16 protein-coding genes and 1 tRNA gene are annotated in these 17,766 nt (G+C 44.7%); 10 read left to right on the top strand and 7 right to left on the bottom strand.

Annotation, left to right across the window (positions count from 1 at the left end; genetic code table 11):
• Positions 1–53: 53 nt before the first annotated feature.
• Positions 54–1,490: a M48 family metalloprotease gene (locus ACMXYS_RS09770; RefSeq protein ID WP_415896379.1), complete on the bottom strand. Its 1,437-nt coding sequence runs from the start codon at positions 1,488–1,490 to the stop codon at positions 54–56.
• A 98-nt stretch (positions 1,491–1,588) separates the two neighbouring features.
• Here ACMXYS_RS09770 and ACMXYS_RS09765 point away from each other — a divergent pair, with 98 nt between their 5' ends.
• Together ACMXYS_RS09765 and ACMXYS_RS09760 are read left to right on the top strand one after the other, a co-directional pair.
• A complete protein-coding gene (locus ACMXYS_RS09765; RefSeq protein WP_415884275.1) occupies positions 1,589–1,825 on the top strand; it encodes a sulfurtransferase TusA family protein in 237 nt (78 codons plus the stop codon).
• Between the two features lie 12 nt (positions 1,826–1,837).
• Positions 1,838–2,920 carry an AI-2E family transporter gene (locus ACMXYS_RS09760; RefSeq protein WP_415891029.1) on the top strand — a complete coding sequence of 361 codons (1,083 nt, stop codon included), beginning with the start codon at positions 1,838–1,840 and terminating at the stop codon, positions 2,918–2,920.
• 31 nt (positions 2,921–2,951) lie between these two features.
• Here ACMXYS_RS09760 and ACMXYS_RS09755 read toward each other — a convergent pair whose 3' ends face one another.
• The gene (locus ACMXYS_RS09755; RefSeq protein ID WP_415896378.1) at positions 2,952–3,419 is read right to left on the bottom strand and encodes a peroxiredoxin; all 468 of its coding nucleotides are present in this window, start codon (positions 3,417–3,419) and stop codon (positions 2,952–2,954) included.
• A gap of 300 nt (positions 3,420–3,719) precedes the next feature.
• On the opposite strand from ACMXYS_RS09755, the gene dapA reads away from it, so the two are divergent.
• From dapA to ACMXYS_RS09740, 3 genes are all read left to right on the top strand, one after another.
• Positions 3,720–4,595, top strand: a complete 876-nt coding sequence (dapA, locus tag ACMXYS_RS09750) for a 4-hydroxy-tetrahydrodipicolinate synthase (protein WP_415896377.1) — start codon at positions 3,720–3,722, stop codon at positions 4,593–4,595.
• A gap of 12 nt (positions 4,596–4,607) precedes the next feature.
• A complete protein-coding gene (gene bamC, locus ACMXYS_RS09745) occupies positions 4,608–5,993 on the top strand; it encodes an outer membrane protein assembly factor BamC (protein WP_415896376.1) in 1,386 nt (461 codons plus the stop codon).
• A gap of 86 nt (positions 5,994–6,079) precedes the next feature.
• Positions 6,080–7,027: a D-2-hydroxyacid dehydrogenase gene (locus ACMXYS_RS09740; protein ID WP_415896375.1), complete on the top strand. Its 948-nt coding sequence runs from the start codon at positions 6,080–6,082 to the stop codon at positions 7,025–7,027.
• A gap of 12 nt (positions 7,028–7,039) precedes the next feature.
• Here ACMXYS_RS09740 and ACMXYS_RS09735 read toward each other — a convergent pair whose 3' ends face one another.
• The 3 genes from ACMXYS_RS09735 to ACMXYS_RS09725 all read right to left on the bottom strand — a co-directional run bounded on the left by ACMXYS_RS09735 (position 7,040) and on the right by ACMXYS_RS09725 (position 9,879).
• Positions 7,040–7,660, bottom strand: coding sequence for a pseudouridine synthase (locus ACMXYS_RS09735; protein WP_415896374.1), 621 nt, complete (start codon positions 7,658–7,660; stop codon positions 7,040–7,042).
• On the bottom strand, positions 7,657–9,015 hold the full coding sequence (rlmD, locus tag ACMXYS_RS09730) for a 23S rRNA (uracil(1939)-C(5))-methyltransferase RlmD (RefSeq protein WP_415896373.1): 1,359 nt from the start codon (positions 9,013–9,015) through the stop codon (positions 7,657–7,659). The genes ACMXYS_RS09735 and rlmD overlap by 4 nt, the downstream gene beginning before the upstream one ends.
• A 102-nt stretch (positions 9,016–9,117) precedes the next feature.
• Positions 9,118–9,879 carry an adenosylcobinamide-GDP ribazoletransferase gene (locus ACMXYS_RS09725; protein WP_415896372.1) on the bottom strand — a complete coding sequence of 254 codons (762 nt, stop codon included), beginning with the start codon at positions 9,877–9,879 and terminating at the stop codon, positions 9,118–9,120.
• A gap of 73 nt (positions 9,880–9,952) precedes the next feature.
• Between ACMXYS_RS09725 and ACMXYS_RS09720 the strand changes: the two genes are divergently transcribed.
• Entirely contained in the window at positions 9,953–10,942 is a 990-nt protein-coding gene (locus ACMXYS_RS09720; RefSeq protein WP_415896371.1) for a glycosyl transferase family protein, read from the top strand.
• A gap of 17 nt (positions 10,943–10,959) precedes the next feature.
• Here the strand turns inward: ACMXYS_RS09720 and ACMXYS_RS09715 are convergent, their stop codons facing one another.
• On the bottom strand, positions 10,960–12,138 hold the full coding sequence (locus ACMXYS_RS09715; RefSeq protein ID WP_415896370.1) for a cation:proton antiporter: 1,179 nt from the start codon (positions 12,136–12,138) through the stop codon (positions 10,960–10,962).
• Positions 12,139–12,216: 78 nt separating this feature from the next.
• Positions 12,217–13,545, bottom strand: coding sequence for an MATE family efflux transporter (locus tag ACMXYS_RS09710; protein ID WP_415884286.1), 1,329 nt, complete (start codon positions 13,543–13,545; stop codon positions 12,217–12,219).
• 243 nt (positions 13,546–13,788) lie between these two features.
• Here ACMXYS_RS09710 and nfuA point away from each other — a divergent pair, with 243 nt between their 5' ends.
• The 4 genes from nfuA to ACMXYS_RS09690 all read left to right on the top strand — a co-directional run bounded on the left by nfuA (position 13,789) and on the right by ACMXYS_RS09690 (position 17,641).
• The gene (gene nfuA / locus ACMXYS_RS09705) at positions 13,789–14,382 is read left to right on the top strand and encodes a Fe-S biogenesis protein NfuA (RefSeq protein WP_415884287.1); all 594 of its coding nucleotides are present in this window, start codon (positions 13,789–13,791) and stop codon (positions 14,380–14,382) included.
• Between the two features lie 234 nt (positions 14,383–14,616).
• Positions 14,617–17,043 (top strand): endopeptidase La, encoded by a 2,427-nt coding sequence (gene lon, locus ACMXYS_RS09700; RefSeq protein ID WP_415884288.1) that lies wholly within the window; start codon positions 14,617–14,619, stop codon positions 17,041–17,043.
• A 134-nt stretch (positions 17,044–17,177) separates the two neighbouring features.
• Positions 17,178–17,453 (top strand): HU family DNA-binding protein, encoded by a 276-nt coding sequence (locus tag ACMXYS_RS09695; protein ID WP_007020114.1) that lies wholly within the window; start codon positions 17,178–17,180, stop codon positions 17,451–17,453.
• Positions 17,454–17,564: 111 nt separating this feature from the next.
• Positions 17,565–17,641: transfer RNA gene (locus tag ACMXYS_RS09690), tRNA-Asp, on the top strand.
• The last annotated feature ends 125 nt before the right edge of the window (positions 17,642–17,766 follow it).

The following is a 17,766-nucleotide window of genomic DNA, read 5'->3' as shown; positions in this document are numbered from 1 at the left end:
TTGCTAAATGAGCTAGATTAAAAAGCGGGACTCATCAGTCCCGTTTTTCTTTTTTAATAATCCAACTTCAATGATTCCCTGATCTCTTTAGCATCTTCCTGTCTTTGCTCTAATCGCGCACGTTCTGTATTGCTAATGGTCGGTTCTCTTAGTGCATAATCTATCTGCCTTAAGGCTCTATCTACATTGGCGGTTAACAAGAAATATTCAATTCGGGCTTCGTGCACGCCGACTATATCACCAGCTAACCCGTAGGCTTCTGCCAGTAGGTACCATGCACGGCTGTCATTTGGGTCTTTTTCGACCAAGTCTTCATAAGCTTGTACCGCTAGGTGCGGCTGGTTTAGCTTTATTTGTGTATCGGCGTAAATAAAAGATACCGCTTGGCTGCCCGGGAATAGGTTTCTTAGATGTTGCAGTTGCCTCGCGGCCTCTGGGTAGTTCTCTTTACCGAGTTCAAGTTCTGCTTTGATTAAACGAGCGCTTAGGCGGCTTTTAAAGCTTTTACTAAAGCGGTTGATGTTCTTTTGTGCAAGCTCAAAGTCTTTAACCGCTATTGCAGTATGGGCAATAGCGTATCTTAGGCTGTCGTTGTCCTGCTGTTTTTGCGTGTTTAGGTATTTCTCTAATAGCTGTTTTTGATCTTTAGCGTATCCGGTGCGAATACGTGCACTAGCGATATTAAAGTGGATGCTGTTTTCTTTGGCGTTAATCACATTGATTGTTTCAGCACGGTTTAGTGCGTCAGATACACGTGACTGTGTGACTGGGTGAGTTAGCAAAAATTCAGGCGGTATACGGCTAAAGCGCGCTTGTTGCTGTAGCTGACTGAACATATCGGCCATGGATTTTGGATCGTAGCCTGCTTGCGTCAGGGTTTGCATGCCAATGTAATCGGCTTCACGTTCATTCTGGCGACTAAAAGAGAGGCGGGAGGAGGCGGAGGCTGCCATAGACGATTGCATGCCGACAACGCCGGCTTCAGGATCTGCTGCGGCTAATAAGATACTGCCTAATAAACTGGCTATAAAAAATGGCTTATTGCGGCGTTGTTCTTCTAGTTGTGAAGCAAAATGGCGTTGGCTTAAGTGAGCTAGCTCATGTGCGAGTACTGAGGCTAACTGCGCTTCATTTTGTGCTGTAAGGAGTAGACCGGTGTGAACACCGATAATGCCACCCGGTGCTGCAAACGCGTTAACGGTAGGATTATCTAGCACTAAAATTTCTAAGCGGCGATCCGTGAGTTGGCTATATGTGACTAGATTCCAAGTGAGTTCTTCGACGTATTGGCTGACAACGGCATCCTTATATAAGCGCGAGCTGCCGCGAAGCATGCGCACCCAAGCGCGACCCAAAAGGTACTCTTGTTGCTGAGAGATAATGCTGTAGCCACTGCCACCGATATCGGGTAGTTGGGTATCTGCTTTCAGGCTTAAAGGTGAAACACTTAACAAAATTGTTAAGAGGAAAGCAATAAGTCCATTGTGCATACTGGTATCCGAAAAAGCCCGTGCTAATACAAACAAGAATGGTATATAGTGCTGAACTTAATTGATAACGACAACAAAAATTACGTTAAGAAAAGTTAATGACTACACATTCGTTCGACGAGACATTAGACGCGTCTGGATTAAATTGTCCTTTGCCGCTCCTGAAAGCTAAACAAGCGCTAAATAAATTAGAAGCGGGAAAGGTGTTAAAAGTTATCGCTACTGATAGTGGTTCTATCAGAGATTTTAAAGCCTATACCGATCAATCTGACCATGAATTGTTGGAATCGTTCACTGATCAGGAACCTTATGTTTATTTGATTCGTCGAGGCTAAGCAGAGTTTCTTATGCGCAAGATATTTAGTAAATGGATAGAGCGCTACTTTTCTGACGAAGAGGCGTTGTTGCTCTTTGTTTTGTTAGGTGCTGCATTGCTGGTGATCCTTACCTTAGGTCAGGCTTTAGCGCCGGTTTTTGCGGGTATTATCCTAGCGTTTTTGATGCAGGGTGGGGTTAACCGCTTAAAGCAGTTAAATGTTCCACATCTGCTTTCGGTCATATTGGTCTTTTTAGCTTTTGTTGGTGGTTTGGCTGCGCTGTTCTTGATCGTTATGCCGCTGGCTTGGCGTCAGGCGGTAAATCTGTTTAATGAACTCCCCGGCATCTTGTCGGAAATACAAACTGTATTACTTCTGTTGCCGCAAAAATACCCAGAGTTTATATCGGAGGCTCGTATTCTAGAGCTGATCGACCTGGCTGCTGCTGAGCTATCGCAGATGGGGCAGTTGGTGGTGACCTTCTCTTTAAACTCGATTACTGGGGTGATGGCGCTACTGATCTATCTCGTATTGGTGCCTATACTAGTCTTCTTCTTCCTCAAAGATGGCGCAGTTATGACTAAGTGGTGGGTATCATTTTTGCCTGAGAAGCGCGATATGATGACCAGCGTTTGGACTGAAATGGATGATCAGATTGCCAACTATATTCGTGGTAAGGCTATTGAGATCATCGTAGTAGGTACTGTGACCTATATTACCTTTATCTTCTTGGGCATTAACTATGCTGCGCTACTGGGGATTTTGGTCGGATTATCTGTACTGATCCCATATATTGGTGCTGCACTGGTAACGATTCCAGTAGCGTTGATTGCTTTCTTCCAGTGGGGCTGGAGTAGTGAGTTTATGACCCTGATGGTGGCGTACGGCATCATCCAGGCGTTGGATGGTAACGCACTTGTTCCATTGTTGTTCTCTGAAGCGGTAAACCTGCATCCGGTTGCTATTATCGTAGCGGTGTTGGTCTTTGGTGGGCTTTGGGGATTCTGGGGGTTGTTCTTTGCGATTCCGCTAGCGACTTTGATCAAAGCTATTTTGAGTTCTTGGCCAAAGGCGAAGCAACATCCTGTAGAATTAGAAGAAAGCGGTGTTTAAACACCGCTTTTTTTGTGTCTGTTATTCTGATTTATAGTGCTTGAGCCGCAGCGAGTACTTCATCGACATGGCCTTTAACTTTTACAGTGCGCCACTCCTGTTGTAATACGCCTTCAGCATCAATCAAGAACGTAGAGCGGTCGATGCCCATGTACTCGCGACCGTAGTTCTTTTTCAGCTTGATTACGTCAAATAGTTTGCACAGTTCTTCATCTGGGTCGCTGATCAGCTCGAATGGAAACTCTTGTTTTGCTTTGAAGTTTTCATGAGCGCGCATGCCGTCACGAGAAACACCGAAAATCACGGTGTTTGCTGCTTCAAACTGATCGATAGCGTCGCGGAAGTTTTGACCTTCGGTTGTGCAGCCAGGGGTGCTGTCTTTAGGGTAAAAATAGATAACAATGTTTTTGCCCTTCAGTGCATCTAGTTCAACAGTCTGCTCGCTAGTGGCTTGAGCGGTAAAAGATGGGACTTTTTGATCAATAGCAACGTTGCTCATAGTAAATCCTTAGTGATGATGGCTACTCAACAAAGTATAAAATCGTATAGAATACGTCTCTTAATACGATACCAGATATGGTTTAGATTATAAGTGATCTATTTCACGAGTAATTGGCAATCTTTTGTGAGTGAAAGTAGAAATATCCCTTCTTAGCCCTCTATTTGGATCGACCTTAGGAAAAATTGAATCTTTTCAGCCGCCTAGGGTCGATTAGTCAAGTTTTAAGGTTGTAATACGCACTAGGGCAGAGTAGTTTTGTCCTTTGCAAAACCTGATATAAATCTCATGGAGAAAAAAATGATTACTGGCAGCATTGTTGCTCTTGTTACCCCTATGCTTTCTAACGGAGACGTCGATTGGGATTCCCTTGACAAACTGGTAGATTGGCATCTGGATAAGGGCACTGATTCCATCGTCGCTGTGGGCACTACTGGTGAGTCCGCTACACTAAACTGCGATGAGCATTGCCAAGTGATTAAACGTGTAGTTGAACGTGTTGCAGGCCGCATCCCAGTGATTGCAGGCACAGGTGCAAACTCAACTTCCGAAGCAATCGAGCTAACTGCTGAAGCTAAAAACGCGGGTGCAGATGCGTGTTTGCTTGTGACTCCTTACTACAACAAACCGACTCAAGAAGGTTTGTACCAGCATTACAAAGCTATTGCTGAAGCGGTAGATATCCCACAGATCCTTTACAACGTACCAGGCCGTACTGCTTGCGATATGCAGACTGAAACTGTGCTGCGTCTTGCTGAGATCAGCAACATTGTTGGTGTTAAAGAAGCAACAGGTGACGTGCCTCGCGGTATCGATTTAATCTCTAAAGCACCGGCTGATTTTGCTGTTTATTCTGGTGATGATGCTACTGCGGTAGAGCTAATGCTCGAGGGTGGTAAAGGTAACATCTCTGTGACTGCAAACGTTGCACCTGCTGAGATGGCTGAAATGTGTGCTTTGGCGATGTCTGGTAAAGCAGAAGAAGCGCGTACGCTAAATAACAGCCTAATGCCACTTCACGAGAAGCTGTTTGTTGAAGCTAACCCAATTCCGGTTAAATGGGCGCTAGCTGAAATGGGCTACATGGGACTTGGGATTCGTTTGCCACTAACTGTATTGGCAGATGAGTGTCACGACACTGTTCGTGAAGCGATGCGTAGCACTAACATTATCTAAACGGCTATATTCATGAAGAAAATTGTATCTGTAACAGTGGTTACTGGAGCGCTGCTTTCTGGCTGCAGTATGTTGGATGATAACCCTATCTACGGTGACAATGGCATAGTCCGTGACCGTAGTCAGGATTACGAATTGGCGCAAACGAGCCAGCGTCTAGAGTTGCCTGCTCACCTCAAGGCAAAGCAGACAGCAGATACATTGACTATTCCTGAAATTAGTAATGTTGCTACGGCTCGTACGGGGGACTTTATAGTTCCTCGCCCTGAATTTTTCTACGCAGAAGCGGGCAGTGAATCTGTTAACCTGAAACGTGAAAACGGTCAAAAGCTAATCATTGTTGATGAAGGAATCACCAGTGTTTGGGTTAAGTTACAAGAATTCTGGCAATTTAATGGTATTGATATAGCGAAGTCAGATCCACGTCAGGGTCGTATGGAAACACAATGGATCCATCACGATGCTAAAGAGTTTGGTTTGGTTGATACTTGGGTTAAGCGTTTAACCTTCCAGGATATACCTGGCGATACTAAAGATAAGTTACGTGTTAGTTTGAAGCCAGTTGCTGGTGATCCGTCTAGAACCACTATTGGCATGGAGCACGTTCGTTTTGCTGCCGATGAAGAGGTATCCAGTATTGATTGGGCGACTCAAGCTAAGGGTGTAACTTTTAAATCAGATATGATGTTTGAGATGCTGCGTTACCTGGGTAAAGCTTCAGGTCAGCGTAATGCCCAAACACTTATTGCATTCAATGAAAAACGTCGTGTTGGAACGCAGCTAGGTCGTGATTCCCGTGGTAATCCAGTTCTGAAGATGAACACCGATTCAGGTACTGCATGGAGTGAAATTAGTAGTGCTTTAGATAAGGCGGATATGGATGTAGGTACTCGTGATTCAGATACGGGGTACTTTTATATGACCTATACGACTTCTACTCCATTTGAAAATATCGAAGAACAAGGTTTCTTCGAATGGTTACACTCTGATCGTGAAGAGATTAAGTTAGATACTAGCTCAATTTCTGCTGCGTTAGGTTTTGATGGAGAAGAAGAGGGCGGCATTAGCTATACAACGGGTAAAACCGCAGCATACCTTCAAGGTGTCAAAGAGGGTGAAGCCAAAGACACCTTGGTGGACCCAGAAGATGAAGGCAACAAAAAAGGTTATAAAATCTGGTTTGCTGGTAAGCCGATCTACGTCTTCGGCGGTGAAGAGTCAGGTATCTTCAATGAGTCTACAGGAAAATTTGAACATACAGGTCAGTATCAGTTAAAACTAATTCGTACTCGTTCAGGTGTCTTCCTGAGCGTATTAACTTCGGAAGGTCTATCGGCTCCTGCTATTGTTGCGGAAGAGATTCTTTGGGAAATTAAAGAGAATTTACCTAAAGCATAAAAGATGATGTTGTGAGCAATATTGTCATTATAAAAAGGGCCACGAGGCCCTTTTTTTGTGGTTATTTATATCAATAGGAGAGATTCATGCGTGCTGTAATTTTGGATTTAAAAGGGTTGGAGGCGATAGATCTTTCTCCTATTAAAGAGCATGTTTCAGAATTACTTTGCTACGAATTGACTCGGCCTGATCAAGTGTTAGAGCGAGTTAAAGATGCAGATGTTCTGATAACTAATAAAACTGCGATTACGGCTGAAGTAATGGATGCCGCTGGGCAGCTTGAATATATTTGTGTGCTTGCAACCGGTACCAACGTCGTTGATAAAGCCGAAGCTGCTGAGCGAGGTATTCCAGTGTCTAATTGTGTTGCCTATGGTGTTAGTTCCGTTGTTCAGCATGTATGGTCAATGATTTTAGCTTTGCACACTAATTTAGTTTCTTACGCTAATGATGTGCAAAAAGGTCAATGGCAGCGTTCGGATCAATTCTGTTTTCTGGATTACCCGATTGTGGAACTTGAAGGGAAGACGCTAGGTATCATTGGTTATGGCAATTTAGGTCAGGGGGTGGCGAGCGTGGCGTCTGCTTTTGGAATGAAAGTGATTGTGGCGCAAAGTTTGAGCGGTAATGTGCAAGATCCAGCTAGAGTAAGCCTAGATGAGTTGATTGCGACATCTGATGTAATTAGCATTCATTGCCCATTAACAGATGATACGGAAAACTTATTTGATCATTCTGTCTTCAAGCAGATGAAAAACACGGCGTTTTTAGTTAATGCTGCTCGTGGCGGAATTGTAAATGAACAAGACCTTGTGGATGCGTTAAAGTCTGCTGAGATCGCGGGGGCGGCAACTGATGTGCTCACCGTCGAGCCACCAAAAGATGGAAATCCTCTGTTAGATCCTTCTATTCCAAACTTACTGGTGACGCCGCATATCGCTTGGGGAACCCTAGAAGCTCGTACCCGCATTATTCAGCAAACAGCAGACAATATTCAGGCGTTCTTACGTGGTGAACACGCTAATCCAGTTTAATTCTTGAGATGCTTAGAATGGGCAGGGTGCGAAAAATTCGACCTGCTCATCAGTATCTGGGTGTGGAAAGGCTAAGTACTCGGCATGAAGAAGTAGTCGCTCTGAAGCGGCTATGCCTTCTTCGGTTGCGTAGAAGCGATCGCCAACGATTGGATGACCCATGGCTTGCATATGTACCCTAAGTTGGTGCGAGCGGCCAGTGATTGGTTTTAGTGCGACTCTTGTACCAAGCGACTCTTTCGAAAGTTGTTCCCACTGAGTATGAGCGCTTTTGCCCTGCTCAAAATCTACAATCTGCAATGGACGATTTTCCCAATCGCATCGAAGAGGTAGCTTTACTTCACCCGCTGTTTCGCTTGGCTCTCCACAGATAATCGCTTGGTAGCGTTTACTGGTCAGTCTCTCTTGAAAACTGCGACTGAGGTGACGTTGTGCTTCAAGGGTTAGGGCTAATACCATCAAGCCAGATGTGGCGTAATCCAAACGGTGAACGACCCGTGCTGTGGGGAATTGTTCTTGTACTCTGCGCCATAAGCAATCTTGTTTATCTTCCCCTCGACCGGGAACAGATAGCATGTCATAAGGTTTATTAGCTATGACGAGTGAGTCATCGCTATAAATGATTTCAATCACGCGGTTTTCCGTTCGAATAAGACCATGGATTCAACATGGGACGTGTGAGGGAACATATCCATGACACAGAAGCGGCTTGCTACATAGCCTTGCTCAATCAATTCGGCTCCATCTCTCGATAGGGCGGCTGGGTTGCAAGATACATAAAGAATCATCTCTGGCTGGTGATTCTTAAGCTGCTTAATTATCTCTAAGGCGCCCGTTCTTGGAGGGTCTAGTAGGATTTTATTAAAGCCTTGTTTGTACCATGGCATAGCTCGTAGATCTTTGCTTAGATCAGCTCGATAAAATTCACAGTTGTCTAGATCATTATTAGCTGCATTTGTATTAGCGCGGGCAACCATATCTTCAACACCTTCAATGCCAACAACATGCGCTGCTGTTTTCGCTAACGGGAGACTGAAGTTACCTATGCCACAAAAGAGATCTAATACTCTATCGTTAGCTTCTAAGTTAAGCCAAGAGATCGCTCGATCAATCATCTGTTGGTTAACTTGGTTGTTTACCTGAATAAAGTCGCCCGGCTCAAATTCGATGTTTGTGGCGGTTGGCTGATGTTCATAGCTTAAAACCGCCTTGTCAGAATGGGGTTCTATCTTATCGCCGTGATCAAAATAGAGTTTAAAGTTCTGTTGTTCAGCTAAATCGCTTAGCGCTTGGCAAAGCGCTTCACTCGGGCGTTTTTTTACGCGAAGCGTTAATGCGCCTTGGTTGTCTCCCAGAGTTAATTCGCCGTGTGTTATCTCTTTGAACTGTTCTTCTGCTTCCAGTGCTTTTGGTAGCGCCGACAAGATCTTATCTAGAGGTTCCGCGAGGACGGGGCAATGATTTATTTGGGTCAGCTTGCTGCTGCCACGGCGTCTAAAGCCAACCAGTGCACTGCCATCTCGCATCATCTGGTTGATGCCTATTCGGCAGCTACGGCGATAGTTCCATTCTGCACTTGTAATGGGTGCTTCAACTTTTTCAGGCGCAAATTTACCTAAACGACTGAGTTGATCTAAAACCAATGTTTGTTTGGTTGGGATTTGGTGTTCGTGAGCAAGGTGTTGTAGATCGCAACCACCGCAAGTACCGAAATGCTCGCACTTTGGCGACGTGCGTTGCGAGGATTCAGTTAGCACTTGAGTGCAGTTAGCTTCATCGTAGCGGCGATGTTTGCTGGTAATCTCGTATTTAACTTCTTCATTTGGAAGCGCGCCAGCTACAAATATAGTTTTACCATCATGTTTGGTGATACCTCGGCCTTCATGGCTTAGTCCTTCAATTTTCAGAGTATCTGGATAAGGCGTGGCTGCCTTAGGCTTCTTTTTCTGAGGAATTGGTTTGGCAAAAAGGCTTTGTTTACGTTTCATGATGAGTACCGGCTTAAGAAGGCGGCGATTCTATCAGAAAGCGACCTGCACGTCCTATGACTTGTAGGAAAGTGATCTGTCACATGTGTTGATCGATATTAGTCAGATAAGAAAGATCGGTATACACAGCCAGAGATAGATCAATAATTCATTGACTTGCTGACAGCAGCCTAAGCAATCACCATTATAGCCGTCGATCCAATGTTTGAAGAAATGGATCATACAAGCGGTAGCGATAAGGGTTGGGGCTAAAACGCTAAGATAGCTGAGTGGTAAAAAGATAAAACATGCCGCAACTGGCAGGGCAGCAATAAGCAGATCCATTTTACTCAAGGGGCTTAGCATCTGTTTGGATTTGCTAGTCTCTTCATCACTAACGTATTTTTCACGATAGATGATGATGAGCGGGAATAAGCGACTGAGACAGTGGCCTAACACAATGAGGGCAATGGTATGCTGGACTTCTAGTAGGGCGTTGAATTTAAGTAATAAGACAACGATCAAGCCAATCACACCGTAGCTGCCCACTCTGGAGTCTTTCATGATGCGAAGGATCTGTTCTTTATCCCAGCCTCCGCCAAACCCGTCACAACAATCCGCTAAGCCATCTTCATGGAGTGCTCCTGTCATCCAAATACTGGATAACATCGATAGAATTACAGCTATGCTATCTGTGAAGATAAAACTAGAAAGCCAATAGATCAGAGCGGCGTAAAATCCAATTAGAAGGCCTACCCATGGCAAGTACTTAGTCGATTTTGCTTGTGTTTCTTTTGTGTAATGCACCCAGGATGGCGAAGTGAATCGGGTAAAATAGGTTAGGGCATTAAAAAAAAGATGTAGCTGCTCGGGGTAAGATTTCATTAAACTTGGGGCCTGTGAAAAAGAGTCCATACTTTAGTAATTCCTTTAACTAAGGACAAGGTTTAAACGACTGATGATCGAAGAACACAAGTTTGCTCCCTTTGTTCGTATTTTGGGCAAAGGCAAAAATGGTACTAGATCGCTTAGCCGCGAAGAGGCTGAAGCTGCAATGGCCATGATCTTGGATGGAGAGGTAACGCCTGAACAGCTCGGAGCCTTTTTGATGTTGTTGCGAGTAAAGGAGGAGGCGCCAGAGGAGCTTGCGGGGTTTGCCGATGCTGTGCGCAGTCGTTATTCGGTTGGTCGTGAAATGCAAGTCGATCTTGATTGGTCGACTTATGCAGGTAAAAAGAGACGTCACACTTGGTATCTGCTGGTTGCTTTATGTCTAGCAAGCCATGGCTATCGTGTTTTTATGCATGGTTCAAAAGGTCACACGCCGGGGCGTATCTATGTAGAAGATATGCTGAGTTTGTTTAACTTAAATCCCTGCCAGGATTGGTCTGAGACCGAGGCTGAGTTAGACCGAGTTAACTTTGCGTATATGTCTGTGGATCAGTTTTGCCCTCCGCTCGGGAAAATTATTCAACTGCGCCCAATTCTTGGACTGCGTTCTCCGGTTCATACCTTATGTCGCATGCTCAATCCTGCTGATGCGCCAGCAAGTATCGATGGCGTTTTTCATCCCGCTTACGGCCCTATGCATCAAAAAACTGCCCAGCTCTTAGGTGTTAAACGCAACGTCACTATGCGTGGTGATGGTGGTGAGGCCGAGATTAGACCGGATACAGAGTGTTTGCTGCAGTGGTCAGACAGCGGTGAGTTAACGGAATACGACTGGCCTCGTATCGTTGAAAAACGCTTTATCAAAGAGGATGAGCTTCCTGCGCAAACCTTATTAGATGTTTGGAAAGGCGCAGGTGAGCATGAATACGGCCATAAGGCGATCATCTCATCTATGGCTGTAGTTTTGAGGTTGTTAGGCGAGTCAGCGGAAATGCCTGAACTATTAGATAAAGCTGAGCAGCTGTGGCAGAGCCGTAATATCTCTCAATTTGCTTGAACGAGTAGCTTCGCCGGTTAATCTCGGCGAAGCTTATCTGAAACTGCGATCGGTGATGGGAAGTTGAAGATCACCACATAACTGGATAACAAGAAGGTTAAGATCGCAGTTGCCTGAATAACATGAGAGGCTTCTTCGCCAATCATCATACTTCCCGCCGCGATATAAGCTATCAACAGTGAAAACTCACTTATCTGGCCCAAGCGAAAACCCACTTCCCAGCCAAGTTGCTTCGATTCACTAATACGGCTTAGTAAAAAGCGGAAAACTACTGGCTTAATCGCAAGGACCAAAATTGCCAGAATAATTGCTGGAATCGCAATCGTGCTAACTAAGGTAAGATTAAAGCTTGCTCCAATTGAGAAGAAGAATAGGATCAAGAAAAAGTCACGTAGTGGCTTTAGGCTTGTAGCGATGTATTGAGCAATTGGGCTGGTGGCTATGGAGACGCCAGCAACAAATGCACCAATCTCTGCAGATAGGCCTGCCAAATGTGCCATTTCTGCTAGGCCAAGACACCAGCCGATCGCAAGTAGAAAAATGTATTCATGAAAGCGATCAAATTTCTGGATCAGTTTTAGCAGCACGTATTTTACAAAGACAAATGCGCCAATGATCAAGAGAGGTAATGCGGCGAGCGTTGTGGCGAATTGAGCCATAGTATCGCTACTTGTACCGCCGTTTGTGCCACTGTAAAGAAACAGTAAGACCATAATTGCGATAACGTCTTGTAGCAGCAGAAGGCCTACGACGAGTTCACCAGTATGGCGGTGGTGAAGTACTGTTGTAGGTAATAGCTTGATGCCTATGATCGTACTCGAAAACATCACAGCGGCGCCGATGATTAGGTTTTCTGTTTGGGTGTAACCGAAGGCGTATCCCACGCTGTAGCCTAGGGCAAAGAAGATCAATGAGCTTCCTATGGCGACCAAGGTGGCTTTACGTAACATCTGCAATAGATGTGAGGGCTGCATGTCTAGGCCAAGAAGAAATAGCAGGAAGATGATACCGACGTGGGATATATCAGATAGCAGTTTAGTATCAGTCACCATGCTCATGCCGTATGGACCTAAAATGGCTCCCAAAACGATATAGGCCACGAGTAAAGGCTGACGGGTGTAGAGCGCCAAAGACGCAACAATGGCAGCACCCGTAAAAATTAAGAAGAACGAAAAAACCAGTGACTGATCAGTCATTTACATATCCCTAAATGTGGTTTTTAAACTATAGCAAGATGAAACAGCGCGGTTCAAACAATCAAGCTGCTTGGGGGGTTAAATTTTGACTTTTTGCCAATGCTGTTGAGACCAGATGCGGATAAAGATTGCTGACGAAAGCAATCGATGAACAATCTGTACAATCCAGATGCCTAACAATCCGAAGCCTAAAATAGGTCCAAATAGCCAAGCTAGCGGTAAAAAGAAGCACCACTGGCCAAATGTAGATATAAGTAAAACTGAGCGATTGGCACCAACGCCGAGTAGCGCTTGGGTTAATACAATTGCAGCAGCATCTAAACAGATTGCTAGCGCAGTTAGTTGTAAGGGCAGTACAGCGATATCGATCAGTTGCTCTGATTGTAAAAACGCAGAAAGAACTGCTTCAGGAAAGATTGCAAGTGGAATGCTTAGTAGGCTGATGCAAACCAGCGCCGTGACAATCACATCCCATCCCCAGCGAGCTGCTTCTTGATAGTTATCTTCACCAATTGAATGGCTCACAAGCGAAGTGCATGCAACGCCAAAACCTACCGCAGGAAGGATCAAGAAAAGAGAGAGGTTAATCAGTACATGTGCGATTGCTTGTTCGCTGGTGCCCAGCTGACCAATGATCCAGATAAGAATGCAAATAGCCAAAGCCAAAAAGAACTGTTGTATTGAATGAGGGATTGCGAGCTTGATCACTCTATAAATTGAGGATGCTTGCTGAGTGCTGAATTTAAATAACCCGTTAGTTTTGGCGTCCTTGTAGACCATTACAGCGTTTAATAGAGCGCCTATATACAATGCTATAGCGGTGCCTAAACCTGCTCCTGGTGCGCCAAGTCTTGGTAAGCCCAGTTCACCAAAGATTAAACAGTAACTAATAATCACGTTCAGTAGATGAGTGGCTATCAGAACTTTAAAGTAGGTCGCAGGCCGCTTGGTGCCGTTCCACCAACCACGGAAAGAGAGGTTGAGCCCAATAGCAAGCATGGCTGCAGTTCTGTAATCAAAATAGGCTTCAGAGATATCTTGTACCGCTGAATCCTCAGTCATCAGTGAGACTATGGAGCCTGAGTAATAGATCAATACACAACTGACAGGTAGTGCAAAAATAAGTGAGATCATTAGCCCCCAGTGAACTGGGGAGGCGGCATGATCGTTCTGACCTTCGCCTTGATGGCGGGCCACTAGGGTCTGTACTCCAGAAGACAAGCCAAGAATAAGGCTGATTGCCACGAAATTGGCATAACCTCCTATGCCTACGCCGGCGAGAGATGCTTCACCGAGCTGACCGACAAGTACGGCATCTACAAGGTTTAGTAGGCTTTGGGAAAGCATTCCTGCGATAATCGGCAGCCCTAAACCTATTATTATTTTTTGTCGGTTGAAGAATGTCATAGGGGTCAAAATAGGAAAAAAGCAATTCTATCAGATTCTCTTTGAAATAAGCGCTTTCTATTTGTGCAAATAAAAGGATCTGTATATCAATGCCTAAAGGATAAGACGGTTTTGGTAGCAGAATTAAACAAGGATACGATAGAATTCCCCACCTATTGATTAATAGTTGATCAATTTACTCGGGTTTACTTTGAGTGTATCCTAGAGCTTAAGAATTGATTGGTTCAACATACAGGACACCGTATGAATATCACCGTCACAGAAACGGCAGAAGAATACTTAAAAGAGCTACTTTCTAAACAGGATGTTGAGGGTATGGCTGTGCGCATGTTCGTTACACAGCCAGGAACATCTTATGCAGAAACTTGCCTAGCTTATTGTCGTCCAGATGAAGTTATCGAAGATGATGAAATTCTGGAGCTTACACAGCTGCGATTCTACATTGAAAAGAACAGTGTTCCTTATCTTGATGAAGCGCATGTGGACTTCGCGAAAGATCGTATGGGTGGTCAGTTAACGATCAAGGCGCCGAATGCCAAAGTGCCTAAGGTTTCACCTGATAGCCCGATATCAGAGCAGATTAACTACATTCTCTATTCAGAAATTAATCCAGGTTTGGCTTCCCATGGTGGTGAAGTAAAACTGATGGAAGTGGTTGAGGAAGAGGAAGGACATATTGCTGTACTTCAATTTGGCGGTGGTTGCCAGGGTTGTAGTGCAGTTGATATGACATTGAAAGATGGCGTAGAAGCGACATTGGTAGAGCGTATAGCAACGTTGGTTGGTGTGCGTGACATAACAGACCACAGTGTTACTGATAAAGCCTATTACAAGTAAGTGTTACAAACTGTGAAAAAAGGGGATTAAATTCCCCTTTTTTGATTGTCTCCATAAAGGGATACTGCTATAAGATTTAGTATCCCGGTTCTCTTACCTCGATATATTCCCAACGCGTTGTTTTTTGTATCTAATTGGTTGCATTTGAAATTTTGACCCCCATGTAACCCTAAGACACGCTTTTTTAGAATTTCTCCGCAATACATCGCGGACTGGTTGATGAGGCTTTTGCTCATGACACAACATGACGACATTCAGGAACAACTAATCGAATTGCCGGTGCTCCCGTTAAGGGATGTAGTGGTATATCCGCATATGGTTATCCCATTATTCGTGGGAAGGGAAAAATCAATCGAAGCCCTAGAAGCTGCAATGTCTGGGGAAAAAGAAATTCTTCTTGTTGCACAAAAAAACGCATCAGATGATGAGCCGTTAGCTGAAGACCTATTTGAAGTGGGTACCGTTGCTAGCGTATTACAAATGCTTAAATTGCCTGACGGAACTGTAAAGGTGCTGGTGGAAGGTGATTACCGCGCAACCATTCACGCATTGAGTGAAGACGAAGGCTTCTTTACTGCTCAAGCAAATATGCTTGCAATTGAAGAGCTGACGGAAGCTGAAAGCGAGCTATACAAGCGTACAGTTTTAGAGCAATTTGAACGATTCGTTCAAGTAAATAAGAAAATTCCATCTGAAGTGCTTTCTTCTCTCCAGAATATCGACGATGTAGGGCGTTTGGCAGATACCATTGCAGCCCACATGTCGCTTAAGTTAGAAGAGAAGCAGCAGATTTTAGAGATGCTTAGCAATAAAGAGCGCCTAGAGCATCTAATGGCGTTGATGGAATCTGAAATTGACCTGGTTGAAGTGGAAAAGCGTATCCGCGGACGGGTTAAAAAGCAGATGGAGAAAAGTCAACGCGAGTACTATCTGAATGAACAGATGAAAGCTATCCAAAAAGAGTTAGGTGATCTGGATGAGTCCGGTACTAACGATATGGATGAGCTGAAAAATCGAATTGCTGAAGCAAAAATGCCACAAGAAGCTTTCGATAAAACCATGAGTGAATACAACAAGTTGAAGATGATGTCGCCAATGTCGGCTGAAGCAACAGTTGTTCGTGGTTACATCGATTGGATGATCCAGATTCCTTGGGCTAAGCGCTCTAAAGTTCGCCATGATATGAAGCGAGCAGAGAAGGTACTTAATCAAGATCACTTCGGTCTTGAAGAAGTTAAAGACCGAATTTTGGAATACTTGGCGGTTCAGAAACGAGTTAAGAAACTTAAAGGCCCGATCCTTTGTTTGGTTGGTCCTCCAGGTGTAGGTAAAACATCTCTAGGCCGTTCAATCGCTCGTGCTACGAATCGTGAATACGTGCGTATGGCGCTAGGCGGCGTGCGTGATGAAGCAGAGATTCGTGGTCACCGCCGTACATACATCGGCTCTATGCCAGGTAAGCTGTTGCAGAAGATGTCGAAAGTAGGTGTGAAAAACCCGCTGTTTTTGTTGGATGAGATCGACAAAATGGGTATGGATCAGCGTGGAGATCCAGCATCGGCTCTTCTTGAAGTACTAGATCCAGAACAAAACAACAGTTTTAACGATCACTACCTAGAGGTGGATTACGATCTGTCTGATGTAATGTTTGTATGTACTTCCAACTCTATGAATATTCCGGGTCCTTTGTTGGATCGTATGGAGATCATTCGCATCCCGGGTTACACCGAAGATGAGAAGTTGAATATTGCTCGAAATTACCTTGTTGAGAAGCAGTTTAAGAATAATGGCTTGAAAAAAGGTGAAGTGGAGATAAAGGATAGTGCCATTACTGGTTTGATCCGTTACTATACCCGCGAAGCTGGTGTGCGTGGCCTTGAGCGAGAGATCGCTAAGCTTTGTCGTAAGGTAGTTAAAGAGCTTGCCTTGGCTGATAAGAAAGATCTGCCAGTGGTTATTGAAGAAGCTCAGTTGGAGCACTACAGTGGTGTTCGTAAACATAACTTCGGTATCGCTGAAGAGCAAGATCAGGTTGGCCTAGTCACAGGTCTAGCTTGGACCCAAGTGGGTGGCGATATCCTTAGCATCGAAACGGCAGTGGTACCAGGTAAAGGCCGTCAGGTGACTACAGGTAGCTTAGGGGATGTGATGAAAGAATCCATCCAAGCTGCGCTGACTGTTGTAAGAAACCGTGCTGAAGCCCTAGGTATTGCGTCTGACTTCCACGAGAAACAAGACGTTCATATTCACGTTCCAGAAGGCGCTACACCAAAAGATGGCCCAAGTGCGGGTATTGGAATGTGTACGGCTTTAGTATCGGTTTTAACCAATATTCCGGTTAAGGCTGACGTAGCAATGACAGGTGAAATCACCCTAAGAGGGCAGGTTTTACCTATTGGCGGATTGAAAGAAAAACTGCTCGCAGCACACCGCGGGGGAATTAAAACGGTCATTATTCCAAAGGAAAATGAGCGCGATTTAAAGGAAATTCCCGACAATATCAAAGCAGATATCGATATTAAGGCGGTTAAATGGATTGATGAGGTGCTGGACATCGCACTAAAGTATCAACCAAAACCTGTAGAGAAAAGCGAGAAAGAAGTGGTAGCGGCAAAGGAAAAGGCTACAAAAGCTGAGCCGGAGCAAATAAAGCCACATTAGTATTCATCAGGGGTAGAAAGGTGTTCTAGGTGTCTTGACACTCCTTTCTGCACCTTGGTATAAATGCCTGACCATCTTGCTGGGCATGGATAACGGAACAATTAAAAATAACGATCTATTTAAAGGGGAACAACGTGAATAAGTCTGAACTGATCGACGCTATCGCAGCTTCAGCCGACATTCCTAAAGCAGCTGCGGGTCGCGCGCTGGATGCTACACTGGAAGCGGTTACTGGTGCACTTCAAAACGGTGATTCTGTTGCACTTGTAGGTTTCGGTACATTTTCTGTGAAAGAGCGTGCTGCTCGTACGGGCCGTAACCCACAGACAGGCAAGCCAATTGAAATTGCTGCCGCTACACTGCCAACTTTCAAGCCTGGTAAGGCTCTGAAAGACGCAGTAAACAAGTAAGATCTGATCGCGTCACGATCTTACTTAGGGGAGGTAGCTCATTAGTTTAGTGAGTTACCCAGCCTGAAGTACTGATAAAGTACTTTAGGTGCGGGTTAAAGACCCGCGAAAGGAGCGGTAGTTCAGTTGGTTAGAATACCTGCCTGTCACGCAGGGGGTCGCGGGTTCGAGTCCCGTCCGTTCCGCCAACTTTGTTTAACAGACGATCTCTGTTCTACATAGAATGACGAGCTAAATCATATTAGTGAGTCAGGTACAAAATTCTTGAAAGGCGCATTTGTAAGAATGCGCCTTTTTTATGTGTTAAAGATTT

The organism is Neptuniibacter sp. QD57_21 (assembly GCF_047778075.1).
In the GTDB taxonomy this organism is placed as follows: Bacteria; Pseudomonadota; Gammaproteobacteria; order Pseudomonadales; family Balneatricaceae; genus Neptuniibacter.
This window is presented reverse-complemented; position numbering and strand designations above follow the sequence as displayed.